16 protein-coding genes are annotated in these 25,202 nt (G+C 60.7%); 7 read left to right on the plus strand and 9 right to left on the minus strand.

The window, feature by feature from the left end; translation table 11 throughout:
• Window positions 1-75: 75 nt before the first annotated feature.
• The gene (locus ACWUI2_RS09170; RefSeq protein ID WP_486982554.1) at window positions 76-5,370 is read right to left on the minus strand and encodes a S8 family serine peptidase; all 5,295 of its coding nucleotides are present in this window, start codon (window positions 5,368-5,370) and stop codon (window positions 76-78) included.
• A gap of 380 nt (window positions 5,371-5,750) precedes the next feature.
• On the opposite strand from ACWUI2_RS09170, the gene ACWUI2_RS09175 reads away from it, so the two are divergent.
• The gene (locus ACWUI2_RS09175) at window positions 5,751-7,154 is read left to right on the plus strand and encodes an alkaline phosphatase (RefSeq protein ID WP_486982555.1); all 1,404 of its coding nucleotides are present in this window, start codon (window positions 5,751-5,753) and stop codon (window positions 7,152-7,154) included.
• Window positions 7,155-7,309: 155 nt separating this feature from the next.
• Here ACWUI2_RS09175 and ACWUI2_RS09180 read toward each other — a convergent pair whose 3' ends face one another.
• Genes ACWUI2_RS09180 through hemN form a run of 4 tightly spaced genes read right to left on the minus strand, consistent with a single transcriptional unit; the run spans window position 7,310 to window position 11,175 of the window.
• A complete protein-coding gene (locus ACWUI2_RS09180) occupies window positions 7,310-7,765 on the minus strand; it encodes a 6-pyruvoyl trahydropterin synthase family protein (protein ID WP_486982556.1) in 456 nt (151 codons plus the stop codon).
• Between the two features lie 24 nt (window positions 7,766-7,789).
• Entirely contained in the window at window positions 7,790-8,377 is a 588-nt protein-coding gene (gene pdxH / locus ACWUI2_RS09185; protein ID WP_486982557.1) for a pyridoxamine 5'-phosphate oxidase, read from the minus strand.
• A 20-nt stretch (window positions 8,378-8,397) separates the two neighbouring features.
• Window positions 8,398-9,750 carry a protoporphyrinogen oxidase gene (gene hemG / locus ACWUI2_RS09190; RefSeq protein ID WP_486982558.1) on the minus strand — a complete coding sequence of 451 codons (1,353 nt, stop codon included), beginning with the start codon at window positions 9,748-9,750 and terminating at the stop codon, window positions 8,398-8,400.
• Between the two features lie 3 nt (window positions 9,751-9,753).
• Window positions 9,754-11,175 (minus strand): oxygen-independent coproporphyrinogen III oxidase, encoded by a 1,422-nt coding sequence (hemN, locus tag ACWUI2_RS09195; RefSeq protein WP_486982559.1) that lies wholly within the window; start codon window positions 11,173-11,175, stop codon window positions 9,754-9,756.
• Window positions 11,176-11,297: 122 nt separating this feature from the next.
• Between hemN and ACWUI2_RS09200 the strand changes: the two genes are divergently transcribed.
• The 6 genes from ACWUI2_RS09200 to ACWUI2_RS09225 all read left to right on the plus strand — a co-directional run bounded on the left by ACWUI2_RS09200 (window position 11,298) and on the right by ACWUI2_RS09225 (window position 18,936).
• On the plus strand, window positions 11,298-11,429 hold the full coding sequence (locus ACWUI2_RS09200) for a hypothetical protein (RefSeq protein WP_486982560.1): 132 nt from the start codon (window positions 11,298-11,300) through the stop codon (window positions 11,427-11,429).
• Between the two features lie 100 nt (window positions 11,430-11,529).
• Complete coding sequence (locus ACWUI2_RS09205) at window positions 11,530-14,025, plus strand: ATP cone domain-containing protein (protein ID WP_486982561.1); 2,496 nt, start codon at window positions 11,530-11,532, stop codon at window positions 14,023-14,025.
• A gap of 406 nt (window positions 14,026-14,431) precedes the next feature.
• Window positions 14,432-15,037: a DUF2249 domain-containing protein gene (locus ACWUI2_RS09210; protein WP_486982562.1), complete on the plus strand. Its 606-nt coding sequence runs from the start codon at window positions 14,432-14,434 to the stop codon at window positions 15,035-15,037.
• A 25-nt stretch (window positions 15,038-15,062) separates the two neighbouring features.
• Window positions 15,063-16,403 carry a hypothetical protein gene (locus ACWUI2_RS09215; protein ID WP_486982563.1) on the plus strand — a complete coding sequence of 447 codons (1,341 nt, stop codon included), beginning with the start codon at window positions 15,063-15,065 and terminating at the stop codon, window positions 16,401-16,403.
• Window positions 16,404-16,530: 127 nt separating this feature from the next.
• Window positions 16,531-17,241 carry a Crp/Fnr family transcriptional regulator gene (locus ACWUI2_RS09220; RefSeq protein WP_486982564.1) on the plus strand — a complete coding sequence of 237 codons (711 nt, stop codon included), beginning with the start codon at window positions 16,531-16,533 and terminating at the stop codon, window positions 17,239-17,241.
• 258 nt (window positions 17,242-17,499) lie between these two features.
• Window positions 17,500-18,936, plus strand: coding sequence for a trypsin-like peptidase domain-containing protein (locus ACWUI2_RS09225; RefSeq protein WP_486982565.1), 1,437 nt, complete (start codon window positions 17,500-17,502; stop codon window positions 18,934-18,936).
• Window positions 18,937-18,954: 18 nt separating this feature from the next.
• Here ACWUI2_RS09225 and mtaB read toward each other — a convergent pair whose 3' ends face one another.
• From mtaB to ACWUI2_RS09245, 4 genes are all read right to left on the minus strand, one after another.
• Window positions 18,955-20,337 (minus strand): tRNA (N(6)-L-threonylcarbamoyladenosine(37)-C(2))-methylthiotransferase MtaB, encoded by a 1,383-nt coding sequence (gene mtaB / locus ACWUI2_RS09230; RefSeq protein ID WP_486982566.1) that lies wholly within the window; start codon window positions 20,335-20,337, stop codon window positions 18,955-18,957.
• Between the two features lie 246 nt (window positions 20,338-20,583).
• Window positions 20,584-21,432, minus strand: a complete 849-nt coding sequence (locus tag ACWUI2_RS09235; protein ID WP_486982567.1) for a universal stress protein — start codon at window positions 21,430-21,432, stop codon at window positions 20,584-20,586.
• Between the two features lie 10 nt (window positions 21,433-21,442).
• Window positions 21,443-22,726, minus strand: a complete 1,284-nt coding sequence (locus ACWUI2_RS09240; protein ID WP_486982568.1) for a glucose-1-phosphate adenylyltransferase — start codon at window positions 22,724-22,726, stop codon at window positions 21,443-21,445.
• Between the two features lie 170 nt (window positions 22,727-22,896).
• A complete protein-coding gene (locus tag ACWUI2_RS09245) occupies window positions 22,897-25,152 on the minus strand; it encodes a ribonuclease R family protein (RefSeq protein ID WP_486982569.1) in 2,256 nt (751 codons plus the stop codon).
• Between the last annotated feature and the right edge of the window lie 50 nt (window positions 25,153-25,202).

Raw genomic sequence — 25,202 nt, forward strand, 5'->3', positions numbered from 1 at the left:
GGTCACCGTCTTCGGCCGCTGCTGTCGGGCGGCGGAGCCAACCCGACTACGGCGGGGATCGGTCCTTCCGTTGTTTTATTCAGTTGTCGTTTCGTAGTGGATACGAGCGCGGAGGAAGAGGGAGGTGTTATGTGCGGCGTCGAAAATGGCTTCGCGGGTTTCCACGCCGCGATTGTCGTCGAGGACATTGGTTTCAACCGGGGTGGCGAGGGTCCAGGTTTCGAGGTCGGCGGTGGATTCGAGCGTCACCGATATTTCGGGTGCGGCGGTTTGAAGTCGGTAGACCAGGCGCACTCGGTCGCTCATGCCTTCCGTTGTTTCAATGCGGGGAAGATCGGCGGCGGTCAACTGGCGGGGGTCGCGTCCAAAGGCGTAGCCATGGAGAGTGGTAAGATTGAGCGGACCATGGCGGTCGAGGAGTCCTTGCTGATTTTGGGGGAGCCCGATCCAGTCGGCCCAGCCGGAAAGGTGGAGGGTCGGATAACGGGCGGTGATCGAGAGATTGGAGAAATCGGCGAAGGCATGCACCAGGAAATGCCACGGGCCTTCAGCTGGATTGTCGATCCGGACGGTTTCCTTATTGCCGACCAGCAGGGGGGCGTAGTCCCAGAGGGTGAGGGAAGGGGGGGAGGCGTGCCGGACGTAGAGGTCGGCGTCGCCGGCACCGCCGAAGATCCGGACTTCGAGAAATTCGCGGCCAGGTGGAACGTCGATGAGGAAGCGGATCTTTTCTCCGGCGGAAGCGGCGAGGCCGGGGAGGATTTGTTCGTTGGCCAGTTCGAACGGTTGGCCGACGGGCATGGCGGTGCCGGTGATCGCCACTTCATTAGGACCGTGGGTGGCATCGGTGGTAAAGGTGAGGGTGCCGGGATATTCTCCGGGTGTTGCTGGAGCGAAGGTGATTTCCAGATCGCGGTAGGAGCCTGGGGCGATGGTGTGTTGGGTCCAGTTGGCGGCGTAGCCGTCCGGCAGGGAGATCCCTTGAATGGTCAGGGTTGAATTTCCCGGGTTGTTGATGCGGAGAGAGCGGAGGGCGGTTTCCCCCACATTGACGACGCCGAAACCGACGGTTTCCGCGGCCAGGGCGATTTCCCGACGGGAAGGAATTGGCGTCCAAGTGACTTCGTCGAGCCATCCGGCGTCGGCGCCGGCGGCGATGGTGACGTCCTTTTCGAACTCCCAGCGGAACGCATGCGTTCCCTCCGGCACCTCGGCTACAATCTTGTGCCAATCGACTTCACCGGAGATTTCGGAGTGGGTGGCGCCGTTGATCTGGAAGGTGAGGAAATCGTAGTGCAACTCCGAGGACACTTTCCACCAGAATTCGATTCGGCCGGGGCCTTGGACGGAAGTCGCGATCCAACTCGATTGGTTGTTGCCGATCAATCCGCTTTGGGCGGCGGAGGAACTTCGGAAGGTGGTTTTGTATTGTCCGAACCACGGCTGGCTGCCGCCCGTGGTCCAGGTGAGACCGCAAGCCTTTACGGCTTGGCAAAGGGTGGGGCGGACTTCAAGGGTGATGGGGATGTTTCGGGCGAAGCCGGTGTTGGTATTCACGACTTGGATCACGTCGGAGTGGTTTCCTTGGGGGAGGAGGTCGGCGGCGGAGTTGATGGTCAACTCGATCGCGGCGTAGGCGCCCGGAAGCAAGGTGCCGGAAGGGGGGGTCACGGTGATCCACGCCGGAAGGGTTCCTATTGTCCAAGAGAGGGAGGTAGTTCCCGTGTTGTGAAGGAGCGGTGGCGCGCTAACCGGAGGGAAGGGGCCGCCGATCGGTCCGGCGGCTGAAACCGTTCCCAGGGGTGAAACGATCAAATCATCCAGGAGCGAAGATCCGGAGAGCTGGAGATCGGTCACCGGTTGAGTGGGATCGTTGCTGTTGATTCGCAGAATCCGGGAGGCAGCTGTTTCTCCGTCGGGATTGAATCGGATGGGCAGGATGTGTTCGCCGCCTGCGGGGATCGTGAACGGAAGGGAGAGCGAGCTCGGGAGGCGGAACGTTTCCTGTCTGTCGCGAATGTCCGAATACGTGATGACAGGGTCGTCTGATACCGGTTTTTCGGCGGGTGGCTTCTCGCTTTTGGAGGAGGATCGGTCCGGGCTGAGAATCTCGGTCGAAACCGGATGGGCGTTGTGCCAGCTTTGGCAGGGGTCGACTGCGAGAAGGCCGGTCGCGATCGGTTCGCGGATGTCGATGTAGTCGAAAAAGTGAGTGGTCGGGTAGGCCGGGGTGGTGTGGCCGGCCAGGCCGACACGGCCGGCGCGGAAGGGGCCGGGGATGACCCCGGACCAGATCAATTGGTCGTTGGTGAAGAGGTGGAGGTGGTCGTGGTTGAGATTGACCGTCACGATGTTGTTCGCGTTGCTCCCGGTGAGAAGGGCGTTTGCTTCGGTCCAAGGTTGGATCCAGCTGAAAAGTCCGTCGAAGTAACGGGCGACAAAATAATACCCGTCCCCCGCGACACCGAGGAGGATCGCGCTTCCTTCCTCCCGGTTGAGATCGAAGTCGGGGGAGGCGCGAAGAAGAAGGATGGCGGACGGGAAACTCGAACCTTGGCGTCCGACTCTGGTTTCGAAGACTCCGTTGGCCCAGACTTCTCCGGTGTAGGTGGCTTGCAGGAAGCCGGAAAATCCGGGTTTCGTGGCCCGGTAGCGATTGTTGGCGATACTCCAGCCGTCGAGCGGGAGTTCGTGCCAGTGGAGCGGGGCCGCGGCGGTGAAGTCTTCCCGATACGTGCCGAGGAGGGTGACGTCTGTTATTCGGATCGCGTTCGACGCATCGATGTTGTGAAGAGTGACATATTCTTCGAGGCCCTCTCCCGGGGTGGTCTGGGGGAAGGGGAGCCACCCGTCGTCGGAGGGCGAGATGGAGTCGGTGATGACCAGTTGTCCCGGGACCGGCAGCACTTGCAACGAGGCGCGACGCTCCGCGGAGAAGCCGGTGGTCGGGTTGGCGAAGACGACGGCTTTCTCGTGCAAGCCCTCGGAGAGGGTGTCGGCGGCGGAGTTGACGGCTATCGAGACGGCGGTTTCCGCTCCGGGGGACAAAGAGCCGGAAGGCGGGGAAACGGAGAGCCATGCGGCGGTGGTTGACGCGGCCCACGAGATTGTTTGGGCTCCGTTGTTTCGCAACGTGTAGGTGATCGACGCGGGAAGGAAAGGTCCGCCCGTGAGTCCTTCAAAACTCATTCCGGCTTCCTCCACCACCTCCAGGTCGTCGGCCACGGCGGTGCCGGTCAAATGGACGAAGGTTTCCGCCTGGTTCGGGTCAAGGCTTTCGATGGCGACGATTGCTTCGTGGAAGGCGGCGGTGATCGGTTGGTAGGCGACCTCGATGAGGAGGGAACGGCCGGCCGGAAGGGTGAAAGGAAAGGCCGGCAATCCGGTCAGGCGGAAATCGGCGAAAGTGTGGCGCAAGGCTTCGGCGGCGTTGAGCCGGCCGCCGCTGATGACCTGTGACGTCCAGTGCGGGAGTGGGGTGACGCTCCCGAGGATGGTCTCCTTGACCTCGGCGAAACCGGCGTCCGGGGTGAGCGACAAAATGAGGGCGGCGACTCCCGCGACATGGGGGGCGGCCATCGACGTGCCGGACATGGTTCCGTAGCCGCCGCCCCGGAGGGTGCTGAGGATGGCGGTTCCGGGGGCGGCCAGGTGGACGGTGGAGGCTCCGTAGTTGCTGAGGGATGAGCGGGCGTCGGTGCGGGTGCTGTTGGCGACCGAGATGACGTTGGGAAGGTTGTAGGAGGCGGGATAGGAGGGAGTGGTGTCGTTATTGGTGCCGTCGTTGCCGGCGGCGGCGATGAACAGTTGGTTGGCGTCGGCGGCGGCCGCGATCATGTCGCGCAGGGCGTTGGAGTGACTGCCGCCTCCCCAGGAGTTGTTGGTGATATGGGCACCTTGATCGATCGCGTATTCGAGGGCGGCGATGGCGTCGGAGGTGTAGCCCTCGCCGTTGGAGGCGAGAAACTTAAGGGCCATGAGTCTGACGTTTGGAGCGACTCCGGCGATGCCGATGCCGTTGTTGGCGACGGCTCCAACGATGCCGGCGACATGGGTGCCGTGCCCATGGTCGTCCATTGGATCTCCACTGGTGACGTTTCCGTTGCCGGAGGTCCATCGGGCTCCGTGGATATCGTTGAACGTTGGATTGGGATTGACCCACATGTTGGCGGCGAGGTCGGGGTGGTTGTAATCGACGCCGCTGTCGATGATCGCCACGACGATTTCGGGGCTACCAGTCGTGTATTGCCATGCTTGCAGCGCGGAAATGTCCGCCCCCGGGAGTCCGCCCGATTGCCCGGTGTTGCGGAGGCTCCATTGGGAAGGAAAGGAAGGATCGTTAGGGATCTGGTTCAAGCGGATCCGGTAATTTGGTTCGGCGTAGGCGACTGCCGGGTTCCTCGCATAGGCGGCGGCCATGGCGCGGGGATCGGCTTGGGGAGGGAGTTCGACGACCTCGAGGGGAAGGCGTTGCATCCGTCGGGCGACCGACCCGCCGAGCGCCTGATGAAGAGAGGCGCGGGCTTGGATGGCGGTTCCCTCTTTGTAGCGGACGATGATGCTGGACGGCTGGTGGGGGCGGGACCAGTCCGGGCCCGGGTCGCGGCGGCCGGGGCGGTCGGGAGGTGGAGGGGCGCTCGAGGCGGCGACGGGTTCGTCGTCGGCGTGGGTCGCGGTGGACTTGGTCTCCTGCGACGCCGTTGCGAAGGAGGAGGTGCCGTTTTCGGTGGGACGGAGTTGGATTCGGGTGATGACCAACGGGTGGTCGGGGTCGGTATTCCGGATCCGGATGGTCTCGGTGCGGGTGACGCCGAGACTGGTTTGCCCGAAGGGAACGAGGAGATCGTCGCCCGGGGCGATCGAATCGGTGACCTCGATTTTGCCGGGGCCGGCGAATTGGGTGTAGGTCACGTCGTCGACGAATCCGGCGTCCATCCCTTGGGAAACGCTTGGATCTTTGAAATAGCGCCAGCGGACGACGTTTTGGCTGTTGGGCAGCAAGTAAGTCTGTTGGGTCCAATTTACTTCGCCTCCGATTTGATCCTGTAAGGTTCCATCGAGGTAAAACCCGAGGAAGTCGAAACCGGGTTCGGATGAAACCTTCCACCAAAAGCGCAAAAGGCCGGGTCCGGGGAGGGTGGTTTCCATCCAGCTCTCCTGATTATGACCGATTTGACCACTGCGGGCGGCTTGTCCGCCGGACAAAGCGACGGAGGATTGGGCGGTCCAGTTGGCGTTTCCGCCGGTGGAGAGAGTCCAGCCGGGTTGTCCGATGGCACTGGCCAGGGGGGAGGCGACGATGGGGAGGGCATGACCTAGAAGAAGGGTCAGGCAGACGCAGAGGACTTGAGGCAGCGAGGTTGATTTCATAATAAGAGTCGATGCCGGGCTCCTGGGGCGGGAGTTTGGCACATCGAGCAAGGCTCGCAACGAACCGAAACCGGGTCAAGACCGGGATTGGTGTGAGGTGCCCGTCGCAGGGCGATTCATCTGGTTGATTTGTTGGAGTCCCGCCTTCAGGCGGTCCCCACCTCGATCTAGAAACCGGCTTTAGGCGGAACTCCAACAGGGCAGACGCTCCACCGCCGGAAGTTCATCGGCCAGATGAAATAGCCCTGCTCCGTCGTTTTTTACGTTTTTTTTAGTTCGCGTGAACTTATTATACCGGTTGTTGGCGCCCTCTGAGGGGCGCGGATCACCCGGGGGGTGGAAACCCTTGACCCTCATAAATGCGCCGCTAGCCTTCCGGCATGAATCGCAGAAAGTTCCTCCAAGCCGGAGTCGTTTCTTCGTTTTTCATTGGAGGGGCCAGTCTCCTCCGCGGCACTCCGTCCGCCGTCGCGACTTCCGGCAAAGCCCGTAACGTTATTTTCCTGGTCAGCGATGGGATGAGTAGTGGCACGCTCAGTTTCGTTGACCAATTCATCCGGTGGCGGGACGGACGGCCTTCCCATTGGATCCGTTTGTATGAAGAGGAAAAGGTCAAACGGGCTTTGATGGAGACCGCCTCGGCCAACTCGATCGTGACTGATTCCGCCGCGGCCGCGGCGGCATGGGGCGGAGGGCACCGGGTGAACAACGGTTCGCTCAATATTGCTCCCGACGGCACCCACCATCGGACGATCCTGGAGGTGGCGAGGGATGCGGGGAAGGCGACCGGTTTGATCACCACCACGCCGGTCACGCATGCGACCCCGGCCGGATTCGCGGCAAATGTCAATTCCCGCGGGGAGCAGCCGTTGATCGCCGAACAATATTTTGACCGCCGGATCGACCTGATGCTCGGGGGCGGGCGCCACTTTTTCCAAAGCGATCGGCGGGAAGATGGCCGGGACCTCGTCGGCGAGTTCAAGGAGATCGGCTACGATTATGTCGAGAACCGGAAGGAACTGGAGGCGACCCGCGGAACCGACGACCCGGTGCTCGGCCTTTTCACTGCCCAGTCGATGCCGTTTGAATTGGATCGGCTCAACGACGAGAGTGCCAGGGAGAACGTGCCGAGTCTGGCCGAGATGACTCGGGTCGGATTGGAAAAGTTGAACCGGCGGCCCGAAGGTTTCGTCGTGCAGATCGAAGGCGCCCGGATCGACCATGGCGCGCACTCCAACGACATCGGGGCGTTGCTCTACGATCAGATCGCCTTTGATGATGCGGTCGCGGTGGCGGTCGAGTTCGCGGAGACGCATGGCGACACGTTGGTGATTATCACCACCGACCATGGGAACGCCAATCCGGGTTTGAGTTCCGGATCGCAGGGCGGCGAGCGTAACTTCGGTGTTTTGGCCGATTTTCGGGCGAGCCAGTGGGCGATGCTGTCACAACTCGACGCCGAGAGCTCGGTGGAGGCGATCGTCGAAGCGGCCCATGAAGCCACCCGGTTGGAAATCCCGGCGGAGGATGCCGAATTATTGAAAAAGTTTTACCGCGAGGAATACCGGGTACCCTACAGCCGGATGAATCGTGCGTCGGCGATCATGGGGCAAATTCTAGCGAACCACACCGATATCGGTTGGGTCGGAAACGGCCACACCTCGGATCACGTCGAATTGGCGGCGCTCGGTCCGGGTAGCGAGAAGCTCAAGGCGTTTCACAAGAACACCGACATGTTCACCCTGATGGTCGAAACCCTCGGCATCGAGGCGGCCGTCGGATGAGGCGACCGTGGCGGTTTGTCTATTCGAAAGCCTGACAAGCCGCGGCGACTTCCGGGACGAATTGGGCGACCAGGAGGGCGAGGGCGATGATGGCGAAGGGGAGGAGGGGCCAAAGGTTGATACGTTTCAGTTTCATTGCTGTATTCTTTTGGTGGTTATGCGTAGTATTCGGCCCAGCTTGATTTGGTTTCGCTGAGGCGGACCTTGACGATGCGGATGCGGTCCGAGAACGGATAACGTTTCTCGGGGGTCGCGGCGTAGGTCTTGAGGGTTCGTTTCAGGTGTTCGTAAAAGATTTTGACCATCACTTCGCTGGTCGGATCGGTCTGTTGAAATTCGATGACCCGGTTTCCGTAGGTTCTCTTGAGGACGGGGAAGTTTGGGTCGGCGGTGTTGACGCAGAGGGCGTGGTCGAACCGGTCGAGCACCGTGGCGAGGGTTTCCTTGACCAGTTTCAAGTCGCAGACCATGTCGTTTTCGTCGAGTTCGTCGGCTTCCAACACGACTTCCACCGTACGCGAGTGGCCGTGCGGAAAGCGGCAATTGTCGCGGTTCTTCGACAGGAGGTGTCCGCTTTCGATGGTGAAGGTTTTGCAAATACGGTATGGCATGGCGGCGGGAGAGAGGTTCGGTTCTCAGGGGAAGAGACGGGTGGAGGCCCATGCGTCTCCGTTTTTTGAATACACGGTGCGGTCGTGGCGGCGGAACGGTTTCTCGCGCCAGAATTCGATCGACTCGGGGAGAAGCCGGAAGCCGGACCAGAACGGAGGGCGGGGGATTTTCGCGAAACCGAACCGGGCGGCGACTTTGGCGACCTCTTGTTCGAGCTCGAGAGCGCCGGTCTGGGGAGAGGATTGGCGGGAGGCCCAGGCGCCGAGTTGGCTGAGGCGGGGGCGGGTCGCGAAGTAGGCGTCGGCCTCGCGGTCGGTCACCGGTTCCACTCGGCCTTCGATCCGGACCTGGCGGCCGAGGGGCATCCAGTAAAAACAGAGGGAGGCGACCGGGTTGGCGATGAGGTCGGCCGCTTTCGGACTGTTGAGGTTGGTATAGAAAACGAACCCGCGCGAATCGACCCCTTTCAGGAGAAGCATGCGGACGGAAGGTTTGCCGCCCGGGGAGCAGGTCGCGAGGGCCATCGCTCCCGGTTCGCGCAGGCCGCATTCGCCCGCGTCGCGGAGCCAACTCTGGAAGAGATTGATCGGATCTGAGATATCTTCGTCCATGGAATTGTCGCGGGCGGGATTCAGGCGTGGATTTGTCCGATCCGGGTGGCGGCTTCGATGCCGGAGGAGATGCACTCTCCAACGGAGATACCGTTTCTGTAGTTGCCGGCAAAATACAAGCCGGGGTTCGTTTCTTCAGTCGTCTTGAGAAAGGCGAGAAAGCGGTCGTGTCCGAGGTTGTATTGCGGGATTCCCTTTTCCAGGTAGGTGTGGCGGGTGAAAACGGGACGTCCGATGATGCCGAGGAGCGATTCGAGATGAGGCGCGACCGAGCGGAGGATTTCGGCGGTCGGTTTGGCGGCCAAGGCGGGTTGGCGGGCGCCGCCGACATAGACGTAAAGGAGCGCGTGATCCTTCGGAGCCCGGTCGGAAAATAAGGAGGAGGCGAAACCGATGCCGAGCATTGGGAGTTTTTCGTGACTCGGGACGAGCGCGCCGAAACCGTCGAGTGGATGGAGGACGTGCGAACGGCGGAAGCCGAGGGCGAGTACCGAGACCGGGGTGTAAGGGAGTTCGCCGAGCGGCCGGGCGTCGATGTCGGATCCCGTGGCGCCGCTGATTGCCGGAAGGCTGTGGGCGGGGGTGCAGACCAGAATTTGGTCGAAGGTTTCGATGATCCGGTCGCCTTCGTTCTCCCAGGCGACCTGCCAGCGTTTGCCAAAGGAGACCTGGGCGACCCGGGCGTTGAGGGAGAGTTCGTCGCGGAGGGCGGCAGCGAGGGCGGCGGGGATCTCGCCGACCCCGTCGCTTAAGGAGAAAAGGCGAGGCTTGGCGGCGGCTTCTTTTTTCCGTTGGATTCGGCCTTTAAACAAGGAACCGTATTCGCGTTCCATGTTGACCAGTCCGGGAAAGGAATGGCGGGCGGAGAGGTACTCGGCGTCGCCCGCGAAGATGCCGGAGACGAACGGATCGACGGCGTAATTCAGCACCTCCCGGCCGAGGCGGCGTTCGACGAATTCGGCGAGCGATTCCTCGATCTCGTCGTCTTGTTGCGACGGAATCAACGGCTCCATGAGCAACCGGAGTTTGCCGCGGACCGAGAAAAGGTTGTTGGTGAGAAACGTCCTCGGCGAGGTGGGCAGCGGTTTCAGTTCGCCACCCTTGACGATGTAGCGGTTGGCGGCTGCGGGGTTTGGTTCGATCCGTTTGCGGGCGAGGCCGAGGTCTTTCAGGAAAGTTTGGAGGGCCGGCCCTTTGTCGAGGAGGGACTGCGGACCCTGTTCGACGAGGAAACCGTCGGTGCGTTCGGATCGGATCATTCCGCCAGCCCGCCCCTGGCGTTCGAAGACGCGGACCCGGTGTCCCTTTTGTTTCAGCATAAAGGCGGCGGTGAGGCCGGTGACTCCTGCTCCAATAACGGCGATCGATTGCATCGGTTAAACGGTTTTGGAAAAACGACTCTCCTTTTGCTGGAGGTAGGCGTCGAAGCACATCGCGATGTTGCGGATAAAGAAGCGTCCGGTCGGGGTAGTGTAGATGCCGTCGGGAGTCCGTTCGAGGAGGCCGTCGGCTTCGAATGGTTCGAGGGCGGCGATCTCGGAGGCGAAATAGCTGGTGAAATCGAGCCCGAGACGACGGGACATCGGGGCGTATTCGAGGCGCAGATCGCACATCAACCGCATAATGGTTTCCCGCCGGATCTGGTCGTCGGGAGTGAGAACGTAGCCCTTGGAGACCGGGAGGCGGCCGGCGTCGAGGGCGGCGAAGTAGGCGGGCAGGTCCTTCTCGTTTTGCCGATAGACGTTTTGAGTCTGGGAGATCGCCGACATGCCGAAGCTGTAGATGTCGGCTCCCGACATGGTGCTGTAACCTTGGAAATTGCGATGCAAGGTCCCTTCGCGTTGGGCGACCGACAGCGGGTCCTCCTCAAGGGCGAAGTGGTCCATGCCGATGTAGCGGTAGCCGGCGCCGGTCAGACGTTCGGTGACCTGGTTGAATATTGCCAGCTTCGTTTCGGAATCGGGAAGGTTGTTCCGTTTGTCGAAAATTTTCTGGGCCGGTTTGATCCAGGGAACGTGGGCGTAGCTGAAGATGGCGAACCGGTCGGGGGCATAGCCGAGGACATCGTCGAGGGTCCGGGCGAACGACTCGGGAGTCTGGTGGGGGAGGCCGTAGATCAGGTCGATGTTGATCGAGGTGAAACCCTCGGCGCGCAACCAGTCGATGGTCTCCTCGGTTTGTTCCGGCGGCTGGATCCGGTTGATCGCCTTTTGCACCACCGGGTCGTTGTCCTGGACCCCGAGGGAGGCACGGTTGAAACCGATTTCGCGGAGGGCGGCGATGTGGTCGCGGCTGAGGCGCCGGGGATCGATCTCGACCCCGCACTCGGCGTCGGGGGCGAAACGGAAGGCGCCATGGATCATCGCGCCGAGGCGGCGGAGTTGGGCGGGAGTGAGAAAGGTCGGGGTGCCGCCGCCGAAATGGAGTTGGACCACCTCGCGGGCGGGGTTGAGCAAATCGCGGGTGAGGGCGATCTCCTTTTCCAGATAGTCGAGGTAGCGGTCGGCGGCGGAGCGGTCGCGGGTGATCACTTTGGTGCAACCGCAGAACCAACAACTGGTTTCGCAAAAGGGGAGGTGGAAGTAAATGGAGAGCGGAGCCGAGGAATCGCGGGCGGAACGGATGTCTTCGATCAGGAGTCCGGTGTCGCAATCGTCGCTGAACTGGAGCGCGGTCGGGTAGGAGGTGTAGCGGGGGCCCGGCTTGCTGTATTTGCGGGCCAACGCGAGATCGAACCCGGCGTTGGCGGGGCCTGCGGACGTTGCGGCGGAAGGCGATGGATGGCAGATCGGTGTCATGTTAAATTCCAGTGGCCGGCCGTTCTCGACCGGGAGTGAAGTTTCGCACAGGCGGGTGAGGAGATCTCAGCAGCATTTGCCCTCTTCTGTGCAAATTCCGCACAAGAGGAGCGAACCAAGGGATGGTTGAAGAATCCGGTTTCACCGGTGAAGTCTGTCACGGAGCGGAACATTTGGCTTTGATGCAGCTCAAGAACCGATGCGATCCGCCGCCCTTCCGTGAAACTTCGCCGACCCTCGAAAACTTGATCTAGATCAAGGTTTCGGGGTTTTTCCGGGGGTATTCTCGTTGTTTCCGCTCAGCCCGAGATCTTCGGCTGGAGACCCTTTTAACCGACCAGGATTCATTATTTCATGGAGAACGAGACTCTCACCATCAAGCTGCCCGGAAAAAGATACCGGGCGATTTCCTTCGACCAGCGCGCGGTCATTAAACGCGACGGAAACAGCGTTCCGTGGGACGCCTCAAAAATCAGCCGGGCGATCGCCCTCGCCTTTTACGACGTGCGGCACAATGGCGCGCCCAATCCCCACCGCAGCGACGCGTCGAAGTGTTACGGGTTGGAGGCGGAGGATTTTTTGAAAGTGATGACGATCACCCAGCGGACCAGTCAGATGCTGGAACTGGTTTACCTCAGCGGCCGGAATCCGGCGATCGAGGAGATCCAGGATACGGTGGAAAAGGCGATCGCGGCGGAAGGGGAGTGGGAAGTCGCCCGCTCCTACATTCTCTACCGCGAGAAAAAAGCGGAGTTGCGGATCAACCGCTACAAGGAAAACGGGTTGAGCGACTATATCGCGGTCTCGAAATACGCCCGTTACCGCGCCGACCTCGGCCGCCGGGAAACCTTCGGCGAAGCGGTGGATCGGGTGGCGACGATGCACGCGACCAAGATCGGACGGCAGAAAAGCCGCCGGAGTCTTGGTCGGGTGATGGCGCGTCTGGCGAAGGAAGATCCGATCTTCGGTCCGGTCGACGAGGATTTGTTCGAGTTGTTCGGGAAAAAGACACTCGGTGATGTCCTGGACGAAGCCTTCGGCGGAGTGAAGGAGAAGCGGGTGTTGCCCTCGATGCGGTCGTTGCAGTTCGGTGGCGAAGCCGTTTTGGCGGCGCACGCCCGGATGTTCAACTGTTGTTTCAGCGCGACCGACCGGATCGAATTCTTCCGGGAATATTTTTATCTGTTGTTGGCCGGCTGCGGTTGCGGTTTTTCCGTGCAAAAACACCATGTCGCCCGGTTGCCGGTATTTCCGAAACGTATTCAGGACATGGATCTCCCGGTCTGGCATTTTACCGTTGAAGACACCATCGAAGGATGGGCCGACGCCTTGGACGCGTTGTTCCGGTCGTTCCTGAACGGACAGAAAATCGAATACAACTTCACCAAGATCCGTCCCCGAGGCGCGCCTCTGCGCACCTCTGGAGGAAAGGCCCCTGGGCATCTGCCGTTGAAGCGGGCCTTGGCTGCGGTGGAGAAGATCCTGCAAAAAGCATCCGGCCGACGATTGAAGTCGATTGAAGCCTACGACATTTGCATGCATGTCGCCCGGGCGGTGTTGTCGGGCGGCGTCCGCCGGTCGGCGACGATCTGTCTCTTTTCCGCGGACGACACCGACATGATGGGAGCGAAAACCGGCGATTGGTTCGAAACCAATCCGCAACGGTCCGCCTCCAACAACTCGGCGGTGATCGAGCGGAAGGCCGGGAGCAAGGAGGATTTCCTGCGCCTGTTCGAGAGTCAAAAGGAGTTCGGGGAGCCCGGGTTTTATTTCACCAACGACCTCGATTACGGCTGCAACCCGTGTTGTGAAATCGGTTTGAATCCGATCTTGCGCGGCGCCTTGGAGGAGACGGAGAAGGAGCGTTTGCGGGCGCTCGGATATCTTGGTGACCTCGACGGCGACGTGTTTTTGTCAGGATGGCAGATGTGCAATCTGACCACCATCAACGCGGCGAAGGCGGAGGAGGAAATGGACTTCTACCGCGCTTGTTTCTGGGCGGCGGTGATCGGAACGGTCCAGGCCTCCTACACGGAGATCCCGTATCTCGGGGCGGTCAGCCGTTACCTCAACGAGCGGGAGGCGTTGCTTGGCGTATCCATTTGTGGAATACTCGATAACCCCGCGATGTTTTTGAACGCCCGTATCCTGGAGAAGGGGGCGCGGATCTGCAAGCAAGCCAACGCCGTGGTGGCGGAGGCGCTCGGGATCCGGCGGGCGGCGCGGGTGACCTGCGTGAAGCCGGAAGGAACGGCGTCGTTGTTGCTGGAGACCGGATCGGGGATTCATCCGCATCATGCCAAGCGGTATTTCCGCCGGGTGCAGTGCAATCGGAAGGACCCGGTGTTCCAGCATATGCGGCGGGCGAATCCGCACATGGCGGAGCCGTCGGTGTATCAACCCGACACCGACGACGTGTTGACCTTTCCGGTGGAAGCGCCGGAAGGGGCGATCTTCCGCGACGACGTCGGGGCGGTGGAGTTTTTGGGCTACGTCAAATTCGTCCAGAAGCATTGGGTACAGGCGGGGCGGGCGCACGAAGCCTTCGCGCCGGGGTTGGACCACAACGTTTCGAACACCTGCACGGTGAAGCCGGAGGAGTGGGATGCGGTGGCGGAATTCATTTGGGAGAACCGCGAGTATTTCACCGGAGTGGCGTTGTTGCCCTACAGCGGGGACAAGACGTATGTGCAAGCCCCCCGGGAGGAAGTGGCGACGGAAGACGACATCGCGAAATGGAACCGGTTGAAATACGTTCCCGTCGATTACACTCAATTGCAGGAGAAGAGCGACGAAACCGCGTTGAAAGACGTCGTCGCCTGCGCCGGCGGCGCCTGTGAACTGGTGTGAGTCAGGTGGGGCGGCCTGTGTGAGGTTGCTCCCCGTTGGAGTTTGGGCTTAAGCGCGAAGCGCTCCGGCTTAGGCTCTGTCTCATCGAGTGAAAACTCGATGCTACGGGGTGGCATCCGGTTTTCGCCGGATGGAGGAGCGGCGCGCTTCAGCCGCCGTTGTTTGACTGGTGGGGGTGGGGGACGTTCCCGTGGGCGACGGTCTTCGGCTCAAGCGCGAAGTTCCGGCGTATGCTCTGTCTCATCGAGTGAAAACTCGATGCTACGGGTAGCATCCGGCTTTCGCCGGATGACTGGAGCGGCGCGCTTCAGCCGCCGTCAGTGCCGTGGTCGACGGTGTTTGCGAAGGCATAACGGATTTGACCTGGATCAAAGACTGGCGGAGGCTGATCCTTTAAAGTGTGCGGATGAAATTTGAATCCCAAAGGAGCCCGGATCGAACAGTGAGTGGAGCAATGGAGGAGGACGAGGATGTTCCCGATCTTTTAAAGAAGGTCGGGGAGGACCGGATTCACGAACTCGACGTGCGGGGAATCCTCGCGACGGGTGAGGATCCGTTTACCAAGATCATGGGGACTGTCGCGGGACTGGGCGCCGGGGATGTTTTGAAATTGATCGCGCCGTTCGAGCCGTTGCCTTTGTTCGGAGTGATGGCCCGCAAGGGATATCAGCATTGGGGCCGGCAGGTGGCGTCGGGGCCGGAGACGCTCTGGGAGATTTTCTTTTTTCAAGAGGAGTTCGACGAAGAGGACGAGGCTGTGGAGGACGACGAGGAAACGACAGTCGGCGGGGGAGGGATCCGCGAGCTCGATGTGCGCGGATTGGAACCGCCGGAACCGATGGAGGAGGTCTTGGCGGCGTTGGAGTCGGTGGTGTATGGGGAAGTTTTGTTGGTGCATCACCACCGGAATCCGGTGATGCTTTTCGACGTATTGGTTGAGCGAGGCTACGCTTACCGGACTGCCCAGATCGAAGAGGATTATTGGCAGGTCCGAATCTGGCGCCGTTCGTGAGGAAGTCGCGGTCGTTTCCTCCTCGATGATGTCCGCACCGGTAGCCTTGCGTCCGAAGAACGCGCCCTCCCGAACGTTGGTTTACACCTATTTGGCGGGAGGGTTGCTTTCCTTTCTATTTCTCGCCGGATGGAGTGTTTGGCATTATGGCGAATGGACCGGATTTTTCGCCAACACCCGATTTCTGGCGTGGGTGCATTTGGCGATCCTGGGTTGGGTTAATCTGACGATTTTCGGGGTGCTGTTTCAATTTATCCCGGTGGTGTTGGATGTTCGGATTGGGAGCGAGAGGTTGGCGTGGTGGCAACTTGGATTTTACGTGCCCGGGGCGATCGGAATGATCGCCTGTTTTTGGTGGGGGCGGCTCGATTGGCCGTTGCATAGTTTCGCCTCGGTGTTGTGGCTCGGTTTCGCGTTGTTCGTGTGGAACATGTTGGTGACTTACCGGCAGGTGAAGACTTGGACATGGACGGCACGGTATTTGTATGCGGCGGTGATTTATCTGTTGGTGACGGTGATGCTCGGGTTGTTTTTGAGCATCCATCTGGTTTATCCGATGATCGATGTGTCGCACCTGACCTTTTTGAAGTTGCATGCGCAGGCGGGATTCGTCGGGTGGATTTTCTGCGTGATCGTCGGGGTCGGATTGAAGTTGCTGCCGATGTTTCTGTTGTCGCACGGTTATTCGCTGAAGCCGGTGGCGTGGGGGTTTTGGATGATCCATGTCGGCTTGATCGGCTGGGGAGTGACGACCGCATTCGAAGCTTTGCCAAGGGTGGGGCAGGCGGCGTTATTGGTGTTGGTCGGTGGCATCGGGGCTTGTCTGTGGCAAGTGGCGGTGATCTATCAGAAGCGCAATCGGGTGCGTTCGACGCCGTCGCGGCAGTTGGAGGTTCGGAAAATCGAATTCCCGATGCGGTTTGCGGCGGTTGGCTTCGCGGCCCTGGGGGCGACGGTGATCCTCGGGTTGGTGGTCGGCTTCGGCAACGGGATTCTCGATCCGTTGACCCATAACCGTCTGGTGATTGTCTATGGGGCGGTTTTTATACTCGGTTGTCTGGGGCTGCTGATCCAAGCCTTTCTTTACAAGATCGTTCCGTTCATGATCTGGTTGCAGAAATTCAGTGAAGTGGCGGGGCGGGTTCGGGTGCCGAACGTCCGGGACCTGGTGCCGACGGTCTCGGCGGTCCTCCAGTTGGGAGTCTATGTCGCCGGGACGGTCGGGGTGATCGTGGCGACGGGGTTCGATCATCGGGGGCTGATGGCGGGGGCGACCGCGTTGGTCGCGGTCAGTTCGGTTTGGCTGGCGGTCAACCTCTGGGTTGTCTGGAAGCGGGCGGTGTCGCGACCGTCGGAGGCGGGTTGACGAAGGAGCGTCCCGGGCAAGGGATGCGGAGTCATGGGCAATGGACGCGTGGCCGTGTGCCCCGATTTTAGGTAAAATGGCTGGCATTCCTGGACGCGAGGTGTCTTCGCGCCGGAACGTTATGACCATGACCATCAAGACCCGCAGTTCGAAACATCGGCAAATCGAAGTGGCCCTCCAGATGTCGGTGATCTTCGCCGGGCTTCCCCAGGAAGACTTGGAGCCGATCGCCGACCTCTGTCAACTCCGGCAGCTCTCCAAAGGCGAAATGTTGTTTCGGGAAGGGGAGACCTACCGCGGGTTTTACATTGTTCGGAACGGGGTGTTGAAGATTTTCCGCTCGAATGTGTCCGGCAAGGAGCAGGTATTGCGGATGGTTGGGCCTGGCGAATCGTTCGGGGAAGCGGCGATGGGGGACGGTCGGGCGTTTCCGGCATCGGTCCAGGCGGAGCGGCCGAGCGAGGTGGTGTTGGTGCCGTTCAAGGATTTCGGCGAACAGATGATGCGGAATCCCCGTCTCGGGATGCGATTGCTGGCGTCGACCGGAACCCAGTTGCGGCATCTGGTGACATTGGTCGACGATCTGACCTTGAAGAACGTCGAGGCCCGGTTCTCCCTTTATTTGCTCCGGCTCAGTGGCAAGATGCCGCCGGACCGGGGGCAGGAAGTGCAGATTCCGGTGACATGGCAGGTGTTGGCGAGTCATCTCGGGTGCACCAGTGAATCGCTTTCGCGGTTGTTGAAATTCCTCAAGAATCGCGGCACGATCGAAGTGCAAGGTCACCGGGTGACGATCGCCGAACCGGACGATCTGTTGTCGCTCGGGCAGGTGATGTAGGGGGCGACGGTGAAACAGGCATGGTTGCCTGTTTTTTCACGGACGGGAATGTCTGTTCCAGGGAAAGGGCGGGAATGCCCCGAGGGATTTCCCTTGGCAATGCTGGCGGGGTGTAATGCTTTTCACCAAGCGGCGATCCACCCGTGGCCCGATGGGCGGAGGGCGCGAAAAGGAGTATAGTCTTTGGGAATGAGCCGGGCGCTCTCTATGGCCCATCCGCCCGGCTGACTGGCCGACCAACGACTGACCAAGGAGACGATGAGAATATCAATACCGTTTTTGCTCTGTAGCGCCGTTCTGTTCCCGCTCGGATGCACGGGATCGAACGAAGAGATCGAACTGAGTTTAAGAATCGACGACACACCGATCGACCGCGAGGAGACAGCCGTCGTCAACAGCTATTCCGGGATGCTGAAAGGGGTACTGCCCGCCGTAGTCAGTGTTTATTCGCAACGGACCGTGGAAGAGGATGCTTTGGGCGATCTCCGCCGCTTTTTCGCCGGGGAGGAGGAACGGATGCAACGTGGCGTTGGCTCGGGGGTAGTGGTCTCCCCGGAAGGATTCGTGTTGACCAACAACCATGTGGTCGAAGGGGCCGACGAAATCATCGTTCAATTCGCCAATTACGGGCAGTTGGAGGCGGAGATCGTTGGGCGGGACGCCGCCACCGATATCGCGGTCTTGCGTTTGAACGGGGAAGCCGGACGGGAATACGTGGCGGCGGTGTTGGCGGACAGTGACCAGATCGAGGTCGGGGATGTCGTCTTCGCCCTCGGCAACGCGTTGGGGATCGGGCATGCGGTCACGTCCGGGATCATTTCCGCCCGGGGCCGGACTGGAATCGGAATTTTGGGCGAGGAAGGATACGAAGACTTTTTGCAGACCGATGCGTCAATGAACATCGGCAACTCCGGTGGACCATTGGTCGATTCCTGGGGGCGGGTGGTCGGTATCAACACTGCGATCGCCTCGCCCGGGGGCGGAAACGTCGGGATCGGATTCGCCATTCCAATCAACATGGCGCGGGATGTGATGCGTGATCTGATCGAATTCGGCGAGGTGCAACGAGGTTATCTTGGGGTGTCGCTCCGGGATACCCACCCGGGGATGCCGGTCGAATTCGGGGCTCCTCCCCGCAACGGCGGGGAAGATTTGGATGGGGCGCGGGTAATTGACGTGATTGACGGCAGCCCGGCGAGCCTGGCCGGGATTCGCGACGGTGATTTGGTGGTGCAGGTGAACGGGAAAAGGGTCCGGACGGCGGGCGAGCTCCGGCTGGAGGTCGGCCAGCGGCGGCCGGGAACGACAGTGGAGCTGGGGGTGCTGCGGGACGGCGAACGGGTGAGTCTGGAGGCGACGTTGGGCAACCTGGAGGATTCCCCGGACCGGCGTTCGCGGGAGGAGCCTCGCATCGAAGGGAATGAATTGTTGCCCGGAGTGATGGTGGCGCCGCTATCGCCGGAAATGCGGGAGCAGTTAGGCCTTCCCGCTGAGATCAGCGGCCTCGTCGTCACGGAAGTGGCGGAGGGAACGCCGCACGCCCAGGTATTTCCGCCGGGAGCGGTGATCATCCAGATCAACGGTCAACCGGCGGGCGACGTGGAGAACGCCCGCGATTTGGTCCAGGATGGTCGGAATCTGGTGGTTCTCTATCATCAAGGCAGCGTGCACCACGTGGTAGTCGAATTGCAGTAAGGTGTCAGGTGTCAGGTTTCAGGCTTCCGGTGGGAGGTTTTCTGAATTCCTGATCCCTGAACATTCCTGAAATCCGGGTTGGTCGAAGAGTTCGACCAGCGAGCCTTCGACGAAGTCGGCGCTGATCCGTTCCAGCCGCACTGAAGCGGTGCGGTTGGTCAGGTCGAGTGTGGGATCGGGGAGAGTGCTCGTTTCGAGAACCACCCGGATGTAGTTGTCGGTGTAGCCCGGCCAGAGTCCTGGTTTCGGATCTTCGAACAGGACTCGCATGGTTCGCCCGAGGTGGCGGGCGTAGAAGTCGTGACGGCGGTTGGCGCTGAGGCGGCGGAGGTGGGCGCTGCGGCGGGCCCGCTCGGGAATCGGAACTTGATCGGTCGAGCGGGCGGCGGGGGTGCCGTCGCGTTCGGAGTAGGAGAAGACGTGGCAGAAGGCGAACGGGTTTTCGGTGAACACACGGCAGGTCTCCTCGAACTCCTCTTCGGTTTCACCCGGGAAGCCGACCATAATGTCGGTGCCGAGATAGAGATCGGTGACGTTTTCGACGGCGTGGTGAATGAACTCCAGGTATTCGGAAATAGAATACTTGCGGCGCATTTCCCGGAGGATGCGGTCGCAGCCGGATTGCAGGGGAATGTGAAGGAACGGCAGGAGGGCATGGGCGGGATCGTTCATCCGGTCGAACAGTTCGACCGGGATGGTGGTCGGTTCGATGCTGCTGATCCGGATTCGATCGAGGCCGGGGATGCGGTCGAGCCGGTCGACCACGGCGAGGATGTCGTGGCCGTCGAAATCGTAGGTGCCGATGTTGACGCCGGTGAGAACCAGTTCGCGGACGCCGCGGGCGACCAGGTTGCGGGCTTCGTCGAGGAGGTTGTCGAGTTCCCGGCTGCGGCCGCGGCCGCGCGCGAATGGGATGATGCAGAACGAGCACATGAAGTCGCAGCCATCCTGCACCTTCAGGTTGGCGCGTTTCGGAAACGGGGTGTCGCCCGCGAAGGCGATGGTGAAGTCGGTTTTGTCGATCCGGTCGCGAACGATCAGTGGACGATCGTTTTTGCCGAGGTCGACGTAGTCGAGGAGGCTCAGTTTATCCTGATTGCCGAGGATGAGGTCGACTCCGGGGATTTCCGCGACGGCCTTGTAACCCATCTGGGAGTAGCAACCGACGACCGCGACGAAGGCGTCGGGGTTTTTCCGGGTGAACGACCGGATGGCGTTGCGGCATTTGGCGTCGGCGAGATTGGTGACGGTGCAGGTGTTGATCACCGCGAGGTCGGCGGAGTCGCCGAACGGAACGACGCGGTAGCCTCGTTCCTCCAGTTGTTCGCGGATCAAATTGCTCTCCGACTGGTTTAGTCGGCAACCGAGCGTATGGACGGATGCTGTTGGCGCGGAGCACATAGACGAGGCGCTACGCGCATAGACAATAGCCGATAGCCAATAGACGATGGAGAATTCTGCGCATGATGTTAAACGATAGAATAGATGATAGGGGATAAATCAAGCGCGGGCGGGCGCTGGGCGGAGCGCTGCGCGCATAGACGATAGCCAATAGACGATAGACGATTGCTCGCCAGAGGGTGCCGATTTCTCGCAATCGTCTATCGTCTATCGTCATGCTCTTCCGCTGAAGAGGCGCCCCGCGCCTCAGCGGAAGAGCATGACCGGCACGAGGCAGCGGCGGATCATCTCGGTGGTGGTGCTGCCGATGAAGAGATGACGGATGCGGCCGCGGCCGTAGGCGCCCATGATCAGGAGATTGATGTTGCGGGCGGCGATATACTCGGCGATCGCTTCTTCGGGGACTCCGTGGAGCATGTGGCAGGCGGTGTTGTAGCCGGCGGTTTTCAGCCGGTCTTCGGCGCGGCGGAGATGGGCGAGGGCGCTTTCCTCTTTGCCGGAGTCCTCGGCGACGATCACGATGTGAAGTTCGATGTCTTTGAAGGCCGGGGAGTTCGCCAGATACTCGGCGGCTTTTTCGCAGCTTTTCCCGCCGTCGTAGGCCAAAAGCATCTTCTTGATCGGACGGAAACTGCGGGAAGTGACGAGGCACGGTTTCTTGCTCGCCCGGACGACCCGTTCCACGGTGGAGCCGAGGTGTTCGGTGGCGAAACCGGAGCGTTCACCCCGTTTGCCGAGAAGGACGAACTCGGCTTCCTTCTCGAACTCCCCGAGCGAGTCGACCAGGAGGCCGGTCTTGTGGGTGGCGTGCATCGTCGCTCCGGGGAACTGGGCTTTGACGCTTTCTTTGGCTCCGGCGAGAATCACCTCCGCCTTTTTCCCTTCGAGCTCCTGGAGTTGGCCGAGGATCGCCTGGTAGGGCTGGATGCCGAGGCTGCCGCTCAAGTCGGCGATCAGCGGAACTTCGAATTGGCGGAGGTCGGTGACGTAGAGCAGCTCGACCGGAAGCTTGAGCCGTTCGGCGAGCCATCCGCCGTATTCACAACAGATGTTGCCGTAGTGGGAACCGTCGGTGCAGATGAGGATTTTATTCATACGGGAGCGGTTACACGGTGGTGTTGTTGGGAATGATCGCGTTCTTGAGCACCGTGAGGACTCCATCGCGGACCACGATGCCGTCCGTCTCGAAGAGGTCGGGTTTCCCGGCCGGGCTCAAGGTGACATTGTCGCCGATCCGGGCGTTTTTGTCGATGATCGAGTTCTCGATCCGGCAATTCTTGCCGATCCCGACCGGGGGAAGACCGTTGCGGCGGTTGTCGGCGATCTCCTCGAGGGTTTCGAAGTAATCGGCGCCCATCATGACGACGTTTTTCAGCACGGTGCCGGCGTCGACTTTGGAGCGGTGTCCGATTACGCAACGGGTGAGTTTGGCGTCGTTGATGATGCAGCCGTCGCACATGACGACCCGTTCGCATTCGCACCGGTTGACCTTGGAGCCCGGGAGATAGCGGGCGTGGGTGTAGATCGGTTGGCCGGGGAGGAAGAAGTTAAACGGCGGGATTGGGTCGGTGAGCTGGAGATTGGCTTCGAAGAAGGAGTGGACCGTGCCGATGTCTTCCCAGTAATCGTCGAAAACGTAGGCCTTCAACTTGGTCTTTCCGAGGAGGGAGGGGATGACCTCCTTGCCGAAATCCTTCATCTCGTTGTCGAGCGAATCGATCAGGGTTTGTTTGTCGAACACGTAGATCCCCATGGAGGCGAGGCAATGTTTCTGGTTGCCCGGATCTTTCAGCTGTTTCTGCAGCTCGTCGCTCATCGCGAGGCTATTGATGATTTTGGGGTCGGTCGGTTTTTCGACGAATTCCAGGACATCGAGGTTGTCGGCGACGCGCATCAGGCCGAGGCCCTTGACCTTGGCGGCCGGGAAGGCTTTGGCGGCGAGGGTGATTTCGGCTTCCGATTCGATGTGTTGGCGGACGATGTCGCCGACGTCGAGGCGGTAGAGTTGGTCGCCGGAAAGGATGACCACGTAATCGTAGCCATGGTCGTCGAAGTGGAGGAGGTTTTGCCGGACGGCGTCGGCGGTGCCTTGGTACCACGACTCCTTCAACTCGGTTTGTTCGGCCGAAAGGATGTCGACAAAACCGCCGCCGAACGGGTCGAACTTGTAGGTGTTTTGAATGTGCCGGTGGAGGGAGGCGGTGTGGAACTGGGTGAGGACGAAGATCCGGTTGATGCCGGAGTTGAGGCAGTTGCTGATGGGGATGTCGACCAGACGGTACTTGCCGGCGAGGGGGACGGCGGGTTTGGCGCGCTGTTTGGTGAGAGGACTGAGGCGGGTGCCGCGTCCGCCTCCCATGATGATCGCAAGTACGTTTGAATGTGTCATATTTATGGTTGTTTGGAGCCGTCCGGCCGTGCCGATGAAATAGGATCGGACGTGCCGTTGTTCGCACCCTGTTAATGAATAATTCAACTTGCGAATCCGGCAACCAAAAAGGGGACGGATTCACCCAACTTTGGGCGGGATTCCTCCGTCCCCCGGGCTGGTGGTGTGGCTCAGGCCAGGCGAAAATCGATTTGGCGTTTGAACCGGTCGACTCGTTCCGTCACCACTTGGATCTTTTGGCCGATTTCGTATTTCTTTTTTCGGCGGCGTCCTTTCAACGCGGTGCCGTCGGGAGTGATCGAATAGAGGTCGTCGCGCAGGGTCGAGATGTGGATCAGGCCGTAGGCTTGGGATCCCATCAGTTCGACGAACATGCCGTGGTTGCGGACGTCGGCGATGATCGCGTCGAATTTCTGGCGCTCCTTTTTCCCGAGTTCCCGTTCGAAGAACTCGAGCAACTTCAGTTTCACATGGTCGCGCTCCGCTTCGGTGCTGTTTTGCTCCGTGATGGTGAGATGATCGCCCATCCGGTCGAGTTCGGCCTGGGTGTAGTGCCGCAGTTTAGGCCCGAGACCGCCTTCGCCGAGATGTTTTTCCAGATACGATTCGAAAATCCGGTGGACCACCAAGTCGGAATACCGGCGGATCGGGGAGGTGAAGTGGGTGTAGTTTTTCTTGTTCAACCCATAGTGTCCGAGCGGCTTCGCCATGTAGCGGGCGCGTTGGAGACTGCGGAGAAACTGCACCCGTAAGGTGTGGCTCTGGGGGTGGGCTTTGACCATCTGCAACGCCTTGCGGATCTCGCCCCGTTTCGAGAGGTCGCCGACTTTGATGCCGAAGGTGCCGAGCAATTCGCGGTAGTCGTTGAGCTTGTCCTCCAGCGGTTTTTCGTGGACCCGGTAAAGCGACGGGATCCGGGCGCGGGTCAGGACCGTGGCGACCGCCTCGTTGGCGAGGAGCATGAATTCCTCGATCAATTGGTGGGTTTCGTCGTATTCGATCGTTTCGATCCGGTCGGCGTAACCGTCGGGGTCGACGAAGATCTTCACCTCGGGGACGTCGAGGTCGAGGCTTCCGGTGGCCATGCGGGATTTGCGGACGACGGAGGCGATTTTCCAGAGTTGACGGACTCCTTGTTGCAGGGCGGACAACTCGTCGTCCGTGAGATCGGTCAACGCCCGGCCGGTCGAACCGGTTTGGTGGGCCGGGGGAAGGGGGACGGCGCGGATTTTCTTCAGGTTGTCCTCTTTCAGGAAGGCGTAGGCCTGGCGGTAGGTGAGACGCTTGTTGCTGCGGATCACGCTGTTGGCGAAGGCGCTGTCCTTGATCTTCCCGTTCTTGGTGAAAGTCAAAAAGGTGCTCTTGGTCAGGCGGTCCTCGTCCTCCTTCAGGCTGCAGAGGCCATTGGACAGCTTGTGTGGAAGCATCGGGATGACGGTCCCGACCAAATAGGTGGAGTTGCCCCGCCGTTTGGCCTCTTTGTCGAGGGCGGATTCCGGTTTGACGTAGGCGCCGACGTCGGCGATGTGGATGCCGATCCGCATGTCGCCGTTCGGGAGTTCCTCGATCGACAAGGCGTCGTCGAAATCCTTGGCGTCGTCGGGGTCGATGGTGAAGGTGAAAACGTCCCGCATGTCGTAGCGGCCCTTCAGGTCACGCTTGCGGACGACGTCGGGCAGTTTGGCGACCTCCTTTTCGACCGCTTCGGGGAAGGTCAGGTCGAGATCGTATTTGCGGAAAACCGCTTTGAGCTCGGCTCTCGGTTCCTGGTTTTTGCCGAGGACCTCGATGATCTCGCCCTCGGGATTGACGTGGCGCTGTTTCCATTCCTGGAGGCGGACGACGACCTTGTCGCCGACCTCCGGCCGGGGTTTGACGTCGAGGTTGGCCGGAGCGGGGACGTAGATGTCCTGGATAATCCGGGGGTCGTCGGGGATGACGAAGTAGAAGAACTTGGTTTTTTGGAGACAACCGGTGACGGTGGTGCGGGCCCGTTCGAGGATGCGGATGACCCGCCCGTAGCGCTCGTTTCCGTCGGGACGCTCGTAACGCGGCCGACGGTTGCGCGGGGGATCTTCGAGGCGGACGAGAACCCGGTCGTTGTGCATGGCGACCCAAGTGTCCTCGCCCCGGATGTTGATCGGCGGGACCGGTTTCTTCCCTTCCTGGGCTTCGGCGATCAGCAGGGCGGAGCCGCTCTGGCGGAAGACGATGCGACCACTGACCAGGTTGGCGTCGTCGGGGAGGACCAGGCAGTTCTTTTTGATGCGGACGATTTCGCCCTGGAGAAGCAATTCGTCGAGGATTCGTTCGACCTCCGCCTTCTCCTTCTTCTTGCCGGCGAGGCGGGAGACGATCTCGGATTTCTGGAGGGGCAGGTAATCTTTGCGGCGGAGCAACTGGAGGATTCGATTACGAGCGGTCATGCGGCATTCTTTTGGTTTGATATAGAAGGTGTTCTGTCTTCATCATTAGT

It is taken from the genome of Verruconatronum alginivorum, from assembly GCF_056590205.1.